The sequence below is a fragment of the Clostridium aminobutyricum genome, assembly GCF_017255415.1.
Lineage (GTDB): Bacteria > Bacillota > Clostridia > Peptostreptococcales > Anaerovoracaceae > Aminipila > Aminipila aminobutyrica.
Map to the genome: position 1 here is coordinate 402,541 of NZ_JAFJZZ010000002.1, position 15,275 is coordinate 417,815.

The following is a 15,275-nucleotide window of genomic DNA, read 5'->3' on the forward strand; positions in this document are numbered from 1 at the left end:
ATTCTTTTCCCCTCAATAACTTTATTTCTTTTGATTCTTACCCTTTAATTTTTTTCTAAGGAAATTTAGTCTAAAATTAAATCCGATTTGAACCACTGTTCCAATGAACCAGTACATTGCCAAGCCTGCCGGAAATGATCTACCCATCCAAACAATCATAATTGGGAAGAAATATTTCATCATATTCATCATAGGAGCCATTTGAGGATTCATAGCATTGCTCCCCTGCTGACTTTGTGTCTGATTAAAAGAAATAAAAGTTGTAATACCTGATGCAATTGGAAGAATCCATGCATCCGGCTGGCTCAAATCCTTAATCCAAAAGAAAGATTCATGAATAGCCAATAACATCGAATCACTTGAAAGATATTGCATTGGATCTCTTAATAAAGCGAAAAGTCCAAATATAATAGGCATCTGTATTATCATCGGTAAACAACCGCCCATCGGATTAAACTTCTCTTCTTTATAAAGTTCCATCATCTTTATATTCATTGTTTCTTTATCATCTGCGTGCTTTTTCTGCAAAGCCGCCACTTTCGGTTGTATATCTGCCATTCTGACAGTTGATTTTACTTGAGCCGCATAGAGCGGATACAAACAAAATTTTACAAAAACGGTAAAGACAATGAGTGTTATACCATAGTTGCTAATCAAACTATATATATAACTCAACAACCATGCCAGAGGCTGTGCAATAATACCAATAATTGCTTGCATTAATTTCCTCCACTACTTTAAAGGATCATATCCCCCAGGATGAAAGGGGTGACATTTTAAAATCCTTTTAATTCCAAGAAAACCGCCCTTCATTACTCCATATTTTTCAACAGCTTGTATAAAATATGTAGAACAGGTTGGATAGAACCGGCAAGTCGGCGGAAATAAAGGAGAAATGAATTTCTGATAACCTCTCACTAAACCTATTACTATTATTTTCAAATAGTTCACCTTCTTATTATTTTTTTAATATCCCGGCTCTGCTCGTTAAAAATTCTATGCATTTTAAAACTTCTGCGCATTTTACACCATTGATGGTATTTCGCGCAATGAAAATAAGGTCATAACCTGTCCCTATTTTAGGTTCCAAAACTCGATAGCTTTCTTTCATCAGTCTTCTTGATCTGTTTCTCAATACGCTGTTTCCTACTTTTTTACTAGCCAAAAATCCCAATCGATTATATGGCAAACCATTCCTTCTAAAAAAAAGTACGACATACTTTCCTCCAAAGGATTTTCCTTTATTGTAAATAGCAGAAAAATCTTTTTTATTGCGCAATACATTTTGCTTTAGCATTACATCACCATATAAAAGGTTTATGCAATTCAAGATCGAAATAAAGTCAATCTCTAAACAAAAAGACCACTTTTGCGGTCTCTATGCTGATAACACTTTTCTTCCTCTTTCTCTTCTTCTCTTCAGTACATTTCTACCGTTCTTTGTACTCATTCTTTTTCTAAATCCATGCTCTTTAGATCTCTGCCTCTTTTTCGGCTGATAAGTCATTTTCATTCCAAAACACCTCCTTGTTCTGTTTCCCTTAATGATGCGCATCTAAATTTCAACACGCACATGCGCTATACATGCCCTATAATTATACAGTCCGAAATTTCTGATGTCAATGATTATAATCAACTATTAACCCATCTAAAATAAATTTTAAAAAGATTTTTTTGCAATTTAGACTTAAAAAACTATATCTAGTTGTACTTGTGAAAAATATGCACAACTTTGTCCACTATATGTGGATAAATTCTCTTACCATGATGAATGAACAAAGAAAATTTAACTATTGCCTGTGGATAACTTACTTGATATTATATATTCGTGCTATAATGTTACTCTAAATAGAATGACACCATATATTTTTTATTCGATTGTTTACAAACTATAGTTATTCCGTTATAGTTATAGTTCTTGTATAAACAATATAATTAGTAAGGATGTAGATAAATGAACGATATCAATGAAAAATGGGAGAAAGCGCTGGCTTTACTATTTCCTGAAATGACAGAAGTGAGTTATAATACTTGGCTCGTTCCGATTATTCCAATCAGAACAGATGAGAGAAATAATAAACTTTATTTAAATCCATGCAGTGACATGAATTACAATATTTTAACTTCAAGATATCTAACCTTGATTACAAATGCGGTGGAGGTTGCCTTCGGGAAAAAATATGAAGTCATTTTGGAATTAAATGAAAGCACAGAAGAAAAGCAAGAAGACGAATACGATGCGATGAAAAAGCGTTTTCCGGATGAATATTATTTAAATCCGAGATATAATTTCAATACATTTGTTGTAGGAAACAATAATCGTTATGCGCATGCCGCTTCTGTTGCGGTTGCCGAAGCACCGGCCGAAGCATACAATCCGCTTTTTTTATATGGCGCCTCCGGATTGGGGAAAACTCATTTGATGCATGCCATCGGTCAGTACATACTTCGAAATCATCCTCATTTAAAAGTGCTTTATGTTTCCTCAGAAATGTTCACAAACGAGCTGATTAAAGCTCTTGGAGAAAAGAAAAATACAGAATTCAGAAATAAATACAGAAAAATAGATGTATTGCTAATAGACGATATACAATTTATAGAAGGAAAAGAAGCCACACAAGAAGAATTCTTCCACACTTTCAATACATTATATGATGCAAATAAACAAATCATTATATCCAGCGACAGGCCCCCGGCTATGTTAACAAAAATAGAAGAACGTCTGCGTTCCAGATTTCAGTGGAATATTATTGCAGACATTCAGCCGCCGGATTATGAAACCAGAGTAGCCATTTTAATGAAAAAGGCTGTGCTTGAAAATATAAACATGGATGATAACCTCGAAGAAGTCATTCATTTGATTGCAGAAAAAATAAAAATGAATATCAGAGAATTGGAAGGAGCCTTTACAAGAGTAATCGCTTATTCCAGCTTAATCAATAAAGAAATTAATGTGGCTTTTGCGAAAGACGTGCTGAAAGATATCATGTCCAATACAGAAGTAGAAGTTACACCGGAACTGATCAAAAAGCAGGTTTGCAAACATTTCAACATTAAAACAACTGAGATTGAATCTGCTAAGCGAACCAGAGCCTTGGCATTCCCCAGACAAATTGCTATGTACTTATGCAGAGATATGACCGATCTTTCTCTTCCGAAAGTAGGCGAATATTTCGGAGGCCGCGATCATACCACCGTCATGCATGCGTGTGAAAAAATTTCATCTGAAATAAAAATGAATGAATCTATCAGAGAAGTGATCGAAACACTTCAACGAGAAATTAATGAGAAAAGATAAAATGGTTATCAACAATTATACAAAAAAGCGAGCATTTATTATACAAGTTATCAACAGTAAAAAATTAGTAATTATTAAAGCAATTTCAAAGGGTTAAGGGGTTTATCAACAAATCCACAGCTACTACTGCTAATACTACTAAGTTTAATTAAAAAGAAAAAGGAGTTTTGCCAAATGAAATTTACCTGCAATCAGCAAGTTTTATCCAAAGCTATAAACACTGTTTCAAAAGCGGTAACCAACAGAACAACAATTCCTATTTTGAAGGGAATATTATTAAAAGCGAAAGATGGCAAGCTTATTTTGACAGCTTCTGATTTGGATTTAAGTATAGAAAAAATTATAGAAGCAGACATTGCTATAGAAGGGGAAATTGTCGTTCTATCAAGACTTTTCGGAGAAATCATCCGAAAACTCCCAAATGAAAACATCACATTCGACCTACAAGAAGGAAATACGTTAATTATTACTTGTTCCACTTCTCAATTCAATATCGTTTGTTTCCCATCGGATGAATTTCCAAACATCAGCACAATCGATACAAACGAAAGACTTTCTTTAGACAGAGAATTATTTAAAGAAATGATCCGAAAAACAGCTTTTGCCGCAAGTGTAGATGAATCCAAAGGAGTTATCGTCGGTGTTTTAATAGAGCTGCAAGAGAATTATTTAAATATGGTCGCGTTAGACGGTTTCAGAATGGCGGTCTTAAAAGAAGAAATGAAGAACGCCGGAGAAAAGAAAATTATTATTTCTTCCAAAATACTAAATGAAATCAGTAAAATTGTTTCCGAAGTGGAAGATGAAGACCTTGATATTATTTTAGATCAAAAAAAAGCAGTTATTATTTTAGAAGGTACTCGAGTTGTTCTTCGTCTTTTAGAAGGGGAGTTTATTAAATATAGGGATATTATTCCAAAAGAAAGTAAAACGAAAGTCGTATTAAATAAAGGAAATTTCCTTGAGAGCATTGAAAGAGCTTCTCTTTTCGCAAAAGAAGGTAAAAATAATTTAGTGAAATTATCCATATCGGAGAATTTGATGAACATTACTTCCAGATCTGAAGAAGGAAATGTAAAGGAAGAAGTCATTATTTCAAAAACAGGAGAGAATTTAGATATAGGATTTAACTCAAAATATTTGATCGATGTATTGAAGGTGATTGATGAAGATCAAATTTTATTGGAGCTCAATACCAGCGTCAGTCCTTGTTTAGTAAAACCTGTGAACGGAAATCAATTTACCTACTTAATTTTACCGGTTCGATTGACTACAAACTAAATACATTTTTGGCTGTCAAAACAGACAGCCTTTTTGTTAGAAAATAGAATGGCTATTTGTATTAAATAATTTTAGTATATAGGGAAGCAATATGAATATTACAAAGATAGAGCTGAAGGATTTTAGAAATTATGAGCATCTGAAGCTTGAATTTCATCCAAAAGTGAATATCATCCTCGGGAATAATGCACAGGGAAAAACAAATATTTTAGAATCTATTTTTTTATCTTCTCTTGGAAAGTCCTTTCGAACGTCCAATGATCATGAGATGATTCGTTTTGATTGCAAATTTTTCAGGCTTAAAATTGATGCGGAAAAAAAGAATGAAGAAATCTGCGTGGAAATGGCTGTCAGTAAAGAGAGCAAAGCTGTTAAATTAAACGGGAGAAAAATAAAGAAAATTTCGGAACTGCTTGAAAGTGTTTATATTGTTGTATTTTCTCCGGAAGATTTGAAAATTGTAAAAGAAGAGCCCGAAAGGAGAAGAAAATTTATCGATCGGGAACTTTGTCAAATTAAACCGATGTATTACAGCAATCTATCTAAATATAAAAAAGTTTTACTGCAGCGGAATACGTTGCTAAAAGAAAATTCTCCGAGGATTTCTTTATTGGAAATATGGGATCATGAATTGGTGGAATATGGTTCTAAAATCATTCTTCAGCGGGAAGATTTTATAAAAAAAATTGATAAAATCAGTAGTAAAATCCACAAAAATATCACGAATGGAAAAGAAAAATTACATATTCAGTATGAATCCAATGTTCCTACAATGGAGACATTGGAAGAGCAAAGAACTATATTTTTAGAAAAAGTAAAAAATTCTACTGCAAAAGATATCCAAAGAAGAAATACAAGTACAGGACCTCATCGTGATGACCTAAAAATATCAGTGAACGGAATTGATATCAGAAAATACGGATCGCAAGGTCAGCAAAGAACGGCAGCATTGTCATTGAAACTTGCGGAAATCATGTTAATCAAAGAAGAAACGGAAGAAGATGCTATATTGTTATTAGACGATGTATTATCCGAATTGGATGAAGAAAGACAAAATTATTTGATTAACTCTTTGTCGGATACGCAGCTTTTTATCACAGCTGCAGAGATGTCCGAAAAAGTAAAAGTATCTTTGCCACAAGGGTATACTTTTTATGTAAATAACGGACAAGTCACACAGTAAAAAATGCTGCACTAAAAAATTAATTCTAGTGCAGCTTTGATTTCTTACTAATCATTTTTTGACGGGTTTTCTTTTAATCCAAATACAGCTCTTGCACTTTCCGCTTGCGGATCATGTTTTATATTCTTTGATTTAAATTTACCGTCTTCTTTTTTATTTTTCTTATGGTTATTATTGTTCATGACTACACTCCTTTTCAGTTTGTTAAATTTAGTTTGTGTTATTTTAAGTTTATAATGAGTATTTTTGAATGACTATTTTAAAGAATACTTGTAAATATATGAGTGTTTTTGTTGTATTTTATCAGACAAAGATTTAATATAAAAACATTGGAATTATTATCCATTTAAATTCAAGGGTATGAAAGATAGGGAAAAGATGATCAATATTTTTATGATGAATTTTTTAGATGATAGACAAAGGTCGCTATTTGAAGAAATGTATCAAGTGCATAAAAAAACAGTATATTATATTGCCTTAAAGTATTTGAAAAATGAACAGGTTGCGGAAGAAGCTGTTCAGGAAATATTTTTTAAGGCTTTTTGTCATATAGAAAAATTCAGTTCCTTTGAACCCTATAGAGCCAAAGGTTATTTAATGCAGATTGCAAAAAATACTTCCATCGATATTTACAGAAAGGAAAATAATAGATGGGATGTCACAAATGAAGAAGAAATAGAGTTATTAACTATAGAGGATGATTTTTGTTTAGAAAAAATGATTATAAAAAAAGAGATAGCCAGACAGTTGAATTTAAGTTTAAATGATTTAAAAGAGATAGATAAGCAGATTTTAACATTACGATATATCGAGGAAAAAACCATAAAAGAAATAGCCGAAACAGTAGGATTATCCTATGAAAATACAAGAACTAGAATAATGAGGGCTAAGAGAAAATTAGCAAATTCACTTTTAGAGGAAAAGGAGGATATGCTTAATGAATTTTGAAAATGAATTCAATGAATTTGAATTAAAAAAGGCGGCTAAGGAATTTGAAGAAACAGAAAAAGAAATCTTAGAAATGGAATCTCAAGGAAATTCAATCGTTGTTCCGAAAACGCTTGATGAAAAAATGCTGCAAATGATTCGAGAATTTGAAATACTAGCGTTACAAAAGAATAAAAAGAAAAGATCAAAAAGAGTTCTTCGATTAGCCGCGATGATTATGATATGCATAACGGCTACTTTCGCAGTCATTACTACGAATGTAGATGCATTTCGTATCAAGTTCTTTGATATTATCGGCATAGATCATGGGGAATACATGGATATTAATATTGTGGAAAAAGGAAATGTCAGTCCGGAGGTAAAGGAAAAGTTTCCGGAAGAATGGGACAATGTTTTTTATCCGATGTCCCTACCTGAGGGTTATGAACTGATTGAGGCAGACAGTTTGGGAAGCCTAAAAGGATTAACTTTTTCTATGAAAGAAAAGGAAGATATTTATATTTCTTTAGATTATACGCCGATAGGTGAGTGGAATCAATCAATCGACAGTGAAAATGCAGTGGTAGGTAAAACAAAAGTAAATAATAAAGATGCTTTATATACGTCCAAAGAAGGCCGTAATATTTTAGTATGGGCAGACAACGGATATGAATTTACTTTAATAACTTATGATATAACGATAGAGAAAGCTGTGGAAGTGGCAGATAGTATAGCTTATGTAAATCTACAATAAATTTAAAAAAATAATATTTTTACTTTTTACGTTTTAATAATAAAATACTATTAAAAATTAAGAAGAAAGGGTATATTCCAAATAACGGGTTCTGTTTTACAGAGCCTTTTTTATTTTAATTAATATAAAACATATAGATTTTATAAAAATTAAGTGTTGACAAAAATAAAACGCCGTGCTAGTATACCATAAAACATATAGGTTTTATATGGATTAAATCGTACGAAATGAAGCAACGGTAAATGACGGAACTCGAAAGCCACGGTAGAGAAAGACTGAACAAGTAAAATTTAAATCATAAAGGAGTGATAAGCATGAGTAAAATTAACGAAAGAAATTTAAAATTTGAAACAAAACAAATTCATATCGGACAGGAGACTGCAGATCCTGCAACAGATGCAAGAGCAGTTCCGATTTATCAAACGACATCCTATGTATTTCACAACAGTGAACATGCAGCAGCACGTTTTGGACTTCGTGATGCCGGAAATATCTATGGCAGATTAACCAATCCGACACAGAACGTTTTTGAACAAAGAATAGCAGCGCTGGAAGGCGGTGTTGCAGCGTTAGGAGTTGCTTCAGGTGCAGCAGCCATTACATATGCTATTCAAAACCTTGCACTGTCAGGTGATCATATCGTATCTGCAAAGACCATCTATGGCGGAACCTATAACCTCCTTGCACACACATTGCCTCAATACGGAATCACAACAACATTTGTTGATCCGGAGGAGGAAAATGCTTTTGAAAATGCCATTCAGGATAACACAAAGGCTATTTTTATTGAAACTTTGGGAAATCCGAATTCCAATGTAATTGATATTGAGGAAGTCGCAAAGATTGCTCATGCACATAAGATACCGCTTATAATCGATAATACGTTCGGAACTCCTTACCTGATTCGCCCTATTGAATATGGTGCTGATATCGTCGTTCATTCCGCTACAAAATTTATTGGCGGACATGGCACGGCAATCGGTGGTGTGATTGTAGACAGCGGTAAATTCGATTGGGAAGCCAGCGGAAAATTCCCGTCCATTACAGATCCAAATCCAAGCTATCATGGAATAAGCTTTACAAAGGCAGTTGGTGCGGCAGCTTATGTTACAAAAATAAGAGCTATTTTGCTTCGTGATACAGGGGCAACCATTTCTCCGCAACATGCATTTTTATTCCTGCAGGGATTGGAAACCTTGTCGCTCAGAGTTGAACGGCATGTTGAAAATACAAAAAAAGTTATTGAATATTTGTTGAATCATCCGCTGGTTGAAAAAGTCAATCATCCTTCCTTGGAAAGCAGCGGAAATAAAGAACTCTATGATAAGTATTTTCCGAATGGCGGCGGTTCAATTTTTACATTTGAAATTAAAGGCGGCGAAGAAGAGGCTAAGAAATTTATCGATAACCTTCAAATTTTCTCCTTGCTTGCAAATGTGGCTGATGTAAAGAGTCTTGTTATTCATCCGGCATCCACAACCCATTCACAGCTTACGGCGGAAGAATTGCTTGATCAGGGTATCAAACCGAATACGGTAAGATTCTCCATCGGAAATGAACATATTGATGACCTTTTATATGATATTGAAGAAGCTTTCGAGTCATTAAAATAAAAGGTAAGATGAAGAAGTAGTTGACTGAATAAACCAGAGACTATTTTCAATCCTGTTTTTACAGATTGAAAATAGTCTCTTTTTTTATTGAAGTAGGAAATATCGTTTTTTACTTAAATAAAAAGAAGAATACAGAGTGGCAAAGCCAATTTTTACGTTGCTTCAATTCGATTCGATTAAAAGATGGCGGGTCTTTAAGTCATCAAAAACTATGAAAACAAAAGAGAACTGGAAAAAACCGCTTTTTAGAATAGATATAAAAACATGAATGGAGGTATTAACATGGGTAAAATTAATTTAGCCCCTACTACGGTTGAAAATCGTGAACAGCGTTTGGGTACGATTATCGCCTGGGACGGCAAAGCGTCAAAACTGGTAGAAGAATCGGGCTATTCTGTACGCGGCTGCGGCAATAAAAAAGGCAAGGGCTGCGAGCTCTGTGAAATAAAAGGGCCTTTTACACAAGGTTCTGTCTGTAGTGAACAGATGGTAGAATGCCAGGCCGGAAATGTGCGGGATGCCGTCTTGATTCAGCATTCTCCCATCGGCTGCGCGGTAAGCCAAACCATTTATAATTCGATTTACCGGAACGGCCTTGCTATCCGAGGACTTCCTGTAGAAAATCTTAAAATTATCTCCACAAACTTGAAGGAAGGCGATATGGTTTTCGGCGGTATTGAAAAACTTGCACAGACGATACGCGACGCTTGGGAAAGACATAAACCCAATACAATTTTTATCGGAACCGCCTGCGCCACCGGCATCATCGGGGATGATGTGGACAGTGTCGCCGCCGAATATTCAGAAAAGCTTGGAATTCCTGTTGTTCCCCTTCATTGTGAGGGCTTTCGTTCGAAGCATTGGAGTACGGGATTTGATACCACGCAGCATGGCATTCTGAGAAGTATCGTCAGAAAAAATCCGAAGAAGCAGGAGGATTTGGTCAATGTAATCAACCTCTGGGGTTCCGATGTATTCACCCCTATGCTGAAGGAACTGAATCTGCGTGTGAATTATGTTATCGATCTGGCCACCGTTGAAGATTTGGCCCAGATGTCGGAGGCAGCGGCCACCGTCGGTTTTTGCAATACGCTTTCCTCCTATTTAGCACAGGGGCTGGAACAAAATTTTGGGGTTCCCGAATTGAAAGCACCGCAGCCTTATGGCTTTTCCGGAACGGATGCCTGGCTCCGGGGTCTTGCAAAAATCACCCACCGGGAAGAGCTTTGCGAAGCTTACATAAAAAGAGAGCGGGAGCGTTTAGCCCCTAAAGTGGAAGAGCTGAGGAAAAAGCTTAAAGGGGTAAAAGGATACGTTGCCACAGGCTCTGCTTATTCTCACGGGTTGATTACCGTTTTAAGAGAACTGGGCATCGAGGTGAACGGCTCTTTGGTCTTTCATCATGATCCGATTTATGACAGTGAAGATCCGATACAGGATTCCCTGGCTTATCTTGTAAATAATTACGGCGATGTGGAAAATTTCAGTGTCAGCAACAGGCAGCCGCATCAGCTTTATGCTCTGCTTAAAAAGGCGAAGCCGGACTTTTTATTAATACGGCATAATGGACTTGCACCTCTTGCCTCCCGTCTGGGTATTCCCGCTGCGCCTCTCGGAGACGAACATATTGCAGTAGGGTATGAAGGTATTGTCAATCTGGGTGAAGCAATTATATCCGTTTTACAGCGAAAAAAATTCCACGAGGATCTGGCACAGCATGTCAAGCTGCCTTACACAAAATGGTGGCTCAGTCAGGAAGATCCCTATATCCTTGCAAAAAATCCGGAACTCATCTATCAAGATTAATCATGGAGGTTAAATAAATATGTCAAAGGTTGAAATTTCATATGAAGATCAAAAAACAAATTCAATCAGCCGGCCGCGGTATGGCTGCTCTATCGGCGCTATGTATTCCGCAAGCGCCATTCCCGGAGTGGTTCCTATTGTGCATTGCGGACCCGGTTGTGCCGATAAACAATATACAAATCTGGCTTTTTACAACGGATTTCAAGGAGGCGGCTATGGCGGCGGAGCGGTTCCTCCCAGCGTGAACGCTTCGGAAAAAGAAGTTGTGTTTGGCGGCAATGAGCGGCTGGAAGAACTGATACAAGCGTCCATAAAGGTCATTGATGCGGATTTATTTGTCGTACTTACAGGTTGCATTTCCGACCTTGTGGGGGACGATGTGCCGTCCGTTGTAACAAAATTTCAAGAAAAAGGTGTTCCGATCGTTTATGCCGAAACAGGCGGATTCAAAGGAAATAATTATACAGGTCATGAATTGGTGACGAAGGCAATTATTGATCAATATGTAGGAGACTATGAAGGGCAAAAGAAAAAGAACGTAGTGAATGTCTGGACGGAGCTTCCTTACCAAAATCCATTTTGGCGGGGTGATCTTTCTGAAATCAAGCGCGTTCTTGAGGGCATAGGGTTGAAGGTTAATATTTTATTCGGTCATGATTCAAAGGGTATTAAGGAATGGAATGAAATTCCCAAGGCGCAGTTTAATTTAGTCCTTTCAACCTGGCTTGGTCTGCAAACGGCAGAACATCTTGAGAAAAAATACGATCAGCCGTTTTTACATATACCGGCTATCCCTATCGGAGCAAAGGCAACGTCTGAGTTTCTAAGAAAAGTATCAGACTTTGCAGGAGTGGATTCGAAAAAAACAGAAAAATTCATTCAAAAAGAAGAAAAACACTATTACAAATATTTGGAGGACTTTTCTGATTTCTATGCAGAATATTGGTGGGGGGTTCCTTCAAAATTTGCTGTATTGGGTGAAAGCAGCTATAATTTGGCCCTTACAAAATTCCTTGTCAACCAGCTGGGATTGATTCCGGTTAAACAAATTATAACGGAAAACCCTCCGGAAGAATACAAGGACAGTATTCGAAAAGAATTTGCAAACATCGCAGAGGATGTCAGCGTCATTCCTCTCTTTTTGGAAGACGGGTATCTAGTGGAGCAAGCCCTCCTCAATTCAGAGGAGAAACCTGCTATTATTTTAGGAACAACCTGGGATCGGGATGCAGCAAAACAGCTGGGTGGAAATATTGTTGAAATCGGCTTCCCTTCCTCCTATGAAGTAGTTTTATCAAGAGCAAACGTGGGATATAAAGGGGCGTTGTCCTTACTTGAAAAAATATTTACGATTGCCATCAGCGCAAGCGCTTAACTGGAAGCTGCATTCCGCCCAATAGAATGCAGCTGCTAGCACACAAGAATAGGAAGGGAGGAATGGACATGGGTAAAATTAATTTAGCTCCTACCACAGTTGAAAATCGTGAACAGCGTTTGGGTACGATTATCGCCTGGGACGGCAAAGCATCAAAACTGGTTGAAGAATCGGGCTATTCCGCGCGTGGCTGCGGCAATAAAAAAGGCAAGGGCTGCGAGCTTTGCGAAATAAAAGGGCCTTTTACGCAAGGTTCTGTCTGTAGTGAACAGATGATAGAATGCCAGGCCGGAAATGTGCGGGATGCCGTCTTGATTCAACATTCTCCCATCGGCTGCGCGGTGAGTCAAGCAGTCAACAATTCGGTTTATAGGAATGGACTTGCCATGAGAGGCCTTCCTGTGGAAAACGTTAAAATCATTTCCACAAACTTGAAGGAAGAGGATATGGTTTTCGGCGGTATTGAAAAACTTGCACAGTCGGTACGGGATGCATGGGAGCGCTATCAGCCCAATACGATTTTTATCGGAACCGCCTGCGCCACCGGCATCATCGGGGATGATGTGGACAGTGTCGCCGCCGAATATTCAGAAAAGCTTGGAATTCCTGTTGTTCCCCTTCATTGTGAGGGCTTTCGTTCGAAGCATTGGAGTACGGGATTTGATACCACGCAGCATGGCATTCTGAGAAGTATCGTCAGAAAAAATCCGAAGAAGCAGGAGGATTTGGTCAATGTAATCAACCTCTGGGGTTCCGATGTATTCACCCCTATGCTGAAGGAACTGAATCTGCGTGTGAATTATGTTATCGATCTGGCCACCGTTGAAGATTTGGCCCAGATGTCGGAGGCAGCGGCCACCGTCGGTTTTTGCAATACGCTTTCCTCCTATTTAGCACAGGGGCTGGAACAAAATTTTGGGGTTCCCGAATTGAAAGCACCGCAGCCTTATGGCTTTTCCGGAACGGATGCCTGGCTCCGGGGTCTTGCAAAAATCACCCACCGGGAAGAGCTTTGCGAGGCTTACATAAAAAGAGAGCGGGAGCGTTTAACCCCTAAAGTGGAAGAGCTGAGAAAAAAACTAAAGGGCGTAAGGGGATATGTCGCAACAGGCTCTGCTTATTCTCACGGGTTGATTACCGTTTTAAGAGAACTGGGCATCGAGGTGAACGGCTCTCTGGTCTTTCATCATGATCCAATTTATGACAGTGAAGATCCGATACAGGATTCCCTGGCTTATCTTGTAAATAATTACGGCGATATAGAAGCTTTTAGTGTCAGCAACAGGCAGCCGCATCAGCTTTATGCCTTGCTTAAAAAGTCAAAGCCGGACTTTTTATTAATACGGCATGGTGGACTTGCGCCTCTTGCCTCCCGTCTGGGTATTCCTGCTGCGCCTCTCGGAGACGAACATATTGCAGTAGGGTATGAAGGTATTGTCAATCTGGGTAAAGCAATTTTGTCCGTTTTACAGAGAAGAAAATTCCATGAGGATCTGGCACAGCATGTCAAGCTGCCCTACACAAAATGGTGGCTCAGTCAGGAGGATCCCTATATCCTTGCCAAAAACCCGGATCTTATCTATCAAGCTTAGCCGCTTATCCTCATAGGAACAGCAAGGTATGGTAAACAGAAAGAAGGGATATGGATGTTAGATAAAACGAATGTAAGTTTTTTAACAAAGTGCGTTCATGCGGGCAATGAGATTGACAGAGAAACAGGAGCCATCAGGCGTCCGCTGACTATGGCCAACAGCTACCGGCTTCCGGAGGATGCATCGAATTTGAACTGGAGTGATTCAAGTCAATTGATCTATACGCGAAATACTTCTGCCAACCAGATTTATCTTCAGGAAAAACTGGCGGCTTTGGAAGAGGGAGAAGACTGCGTGGTGCTGGGAAGCGGCGTTTCAGCTCTGGCCGGTGTATTTTTTACATTTTTGGATCAGGATTCGCATATCATTTGTTCCAATGTGTCTTATATAGCGGTTTACCGGTTGCTTCAGGAATATTTCCCGGCTAAATTCGGAATAAAAACCAGTCTGGTGGATACGGCAAACCTTGATGAAATCAGAAAGTCGATTCAACCAAATACGAAGATTATACACATTGAGACACCGGGAAATCCGACCACCAGAGTCAGCGATATTGAAGAAATATCAAAAATCGCGAAGAAAGCCGGTGCCTTGCTGACCGTAGACAGCACCTTTGCGTCTCCTTATTTGCAGAAGCCTTTGGCTTTGGGTGCCGACCTTGTCATACATAGCTTGACCAAGTATATCAACGGGCATGGGGATGCGATGGGAGGAGCCGTGATTGGGCGAAAGGCGCTCATTGATAAAATCAAAAATCAGGCCATGGTCAATTTAGGCGGCGTAATCAGCCCGTTTAATGCATGGATGATTATGAGGGGGGTTGTGACGCTTCCTTTAAGGATGAAGCAGCACAGCGAAAGTGCATTAAAAATAGCGCACTTTCTCGAAAATAATCCGTCAGTCCGGTTTGTCGCTTATCCCGGTTTGGAAAGCCATCCGCAGCACGCCATTGCAACGAAACAAATGACGATGTTTTCCGGTGTGATTTCCTTTGGATTGAAGGCGGATGCACAGACACATAACCGATTTATCAACGCGTTGGAATTGATTATACCGGCTGTATCTATCGGACATGATGAGAGTTTGATTGTTTATGTAGGACCAACTGATGAGCGAAACCACTTTTATCCCGAAGAGTTCAAAGAGGGACACTTACGCTTTAGTGTCGGCTTAGAAAGTGCGGACGATATTATTCGTGACTTGAAGCAAGCTTTGGTTCAATGCGGGCTGAAGGCTGAATAATGCCGGATGACAAGCAAAATGCAGAATACATATTGACAAGGGATTTCATTTTAACATAAGATTATTATAATAAAACAAATAGGAATACTTTAATAAATAGATTTTAATCGAGATTAACCAGAAAACTGGAGACTGGATTTACTTTAGTGTAGATGTAGTCTCTTTTTATTTACGTGACAAAGGATTAAAAGAATGAATGGAGGA

Annotated in this window: 15 protein-coding genes; 10 read left to right on the forward strand and 5 right to left on the reverse strand. The window is 38.0% G+C overall.

The window, feature by feature from the left end; genetic code table 11:
- Positions 1–21: 21 nt before the first annotated feature.
- The 4 genes from JYB65_RS08150 to rpmH all read right to left on the reverse strand — a co-directional run bounded on the left by JYB65_RS08150 (position 22) and on the right by rpmH (position 1,513).
- Complete coding sequence (locus JYB65_RS08150) at positions 22–720, reverse strand: YidC/Oxa1 family membrane protein insertase (RefSeq protein ID WP_206582151.1); 699 nt, start codon at positions 718–720, stop codon at positions 22–24.
- 12 nt (positions 721–732) lie between these two features.
- Complete coding sequence (gene yidD / locus JYB65_RS08155) at positions 733–942, reverse strand: membrane protein insertion efficiency factor YidD (RefSeq protein ID WP_206582152.1); 210 nt, start codon at positions 940–942, stop codon at positions 733–735.
- A 16-nt stretch (positions 943–958) separates the two neighbouring features.
- Positions 959–1,297, reverse strand: a complete 339-nt coding sequence (gene rnpA / locus JYB65_RS08160) for a ribonuclease P protein component (RefSeq protein ID WP_206582153.1) — start codon at positions 1,295–1,297, stop codon at positions 959–961.
- Between the two features lie 81 nt (positions 1,298–1,378).
- Positions 1,379–1,513: a 50S ribosomal protein L34 gene (gene rpmH / locus JYB65_RS08165; protein ID WP_206582154.1), complete on the reverse strand. Its 135-nt coding sequence runs from the start codon at positions 1,511–1,513 to the stop codon at positions 1,379–1,381.
- A gap of 441 nt (positions 1,514–1,954) precedes the next feature.
- On the opposite strand from rpmH, the gene dnaA reads away from it, so the two are divergent.
- The 3 genes from dnaA (at position 1,955) to recF (ending at position 5,762) form a co-directional block, all read left to right on the forward strand.
- Positions 1,955–3,298 carry a chromosomal replication initiator protein DnaA gene (gene dnaA / locus JYB65_RS08170; RefSeq protein WP_206582155.1) on the forward strand — a complete coding sequence of 448 codons (1,344 nt, stop codon included), beginning with the start codon at positions 1,955–1,957 and terminating at the stop codon, positions 3,296–3,298.
- Between the two features lie 174 nt (positions 3,299–3,472).
- The gene (gene dnaN, locus JYB65_RS08175; protein ID WP_206582156.1) at positions 3,473–4,579 is read left to right on the forward strand and encodes a DNA polymerase III subunit beta; all 1,107 of its coding nucleotides are present in this window, start codon (positions 3,473–3,475) and stop codon (positions 4,577–4,579) included.
- Between the two features lie 91 nt (positions 4,580–4,670).
- Positions 4,671–5,762: a DNA replication/repair protein RecF gene (gene recF, locus JYB65_RS08180; protein WP_206582157.1), complete on the forward strand. Its 1,092-nt coding sequence runs from the start codon at positions 4,671–4,673 to the stop codon at positions 5,760–5,762.
- A gap of 47 nt (positions 5,763–5,809) precedes the next feature.
- Here recF and JYB65_RS15110 read toward each other — a convergent pair whose 3' ends face one another.
- A complete protein-coding gene (locus tag JYB65_RS15110) occupies positions 5,810–5,944 on the reverse strand; it encodes a CPC_1213 family protein (protein WP_280634487.1) in 135 nt (44 codons plus the stop codon).
- A gap of 211 nt (positions 5,945–6,155) precedes the next feature.
- Here JYB65_RS15110 and JYB65_RS08185 point away from each other — a divergent pair, with 211 nt between their 5' ends.
- The 7 genes from JYB65_RS08185 (at position 6,156) to JYB65_RS08215 (ending at position 15,071) form a co-directional block, all read left to right on the forward strand.
- A complete protein-coding gene (locus JYB65_RS08185; RefSeq protein WP_206582158.1) occupies positions 6,156–6,710 on the forward strand; it encodes an RNA polymerase sigma factor in 555 nt (184 codons plus the stop codon).
- A complete protein-coding gene (locus JYB65_RS08190; protein ID WP_206582159.1) occupies positions 6,700–7,443 on the forward strand; it encodes a DUF4367 domain-containing protein in 744 nt (247 codons plus the stop codon). Before JYB65_RS08185 ends, JYB65_RS08190 begins: the two co-directional genes overlap by 11 nt.
- Positions 7,444–7,757: 314 nt before the next feature.
- Complete coding sequence (locus tag JYB65_RS08195) at positions 7,758–9,056, forward strand: O-acetylhomoserine aminocarboxypropyltransferase/cysteine synthase family protein (RefSeq protein WP_206582160.1); 1,299 nt, start codon at positions 7,758–7,760, stop codon at positions 9,054–9,056.
- A gap of 282 nt (positions 9,057–9,338) precedes the next feature.
- Complete coding sequence (locus JYB65_RS08200) at positions 9,339–10,862, forward strand: nitrogenase component 1 (RefSeq protein ID WP_206582161.1); 1,524 nt, start codon at positions 9,339–9,341, stop codon at positions 10,860–10,862.
- Between the two features lie 19 nt (positions 10,863–10,881).
- Positions 10,882–12,237 carry a nitrogenase component 1 gene (locus tag JYB65_RS08205; protein WP_206582162.1) on the forward strand — a complete coding sequence of 452 codons (1,356 nt, stop codon included), beginning with the start codon at positions 10,882–10,884 and terminating at the stop codon, positions 12,235–12,237.
- Between the two features lie 68 nt (positions 12,238–12,305).
- Positions 12,306–13,829 (forward strand): nitrogenase component 1, encoded by a 1,524-nt coding sequence (locus JYB65_RS08210; protein WP_206582163.1) that lies wholly within the window; start codon positions 12,306–12,308, stop codon positions 13,827–13,829.
- Between the two features lie 54 nt (positions 13,830–13,883).
- The gene (locus JYB65_RS08215; RefSeq protein WP_206582164.1) at positions 13,884–15,071 is read left to right on the forward strand and encodes a trans-sulfuration enzyme family protein; all 1,188 of its coding nucleotides are present in this window, start codon (positions 13,884–13,886) and stop codon (positions 15,069–15,071) included.
- Positions 15,072–15,275: the final 204 nt, after the last annotated feature.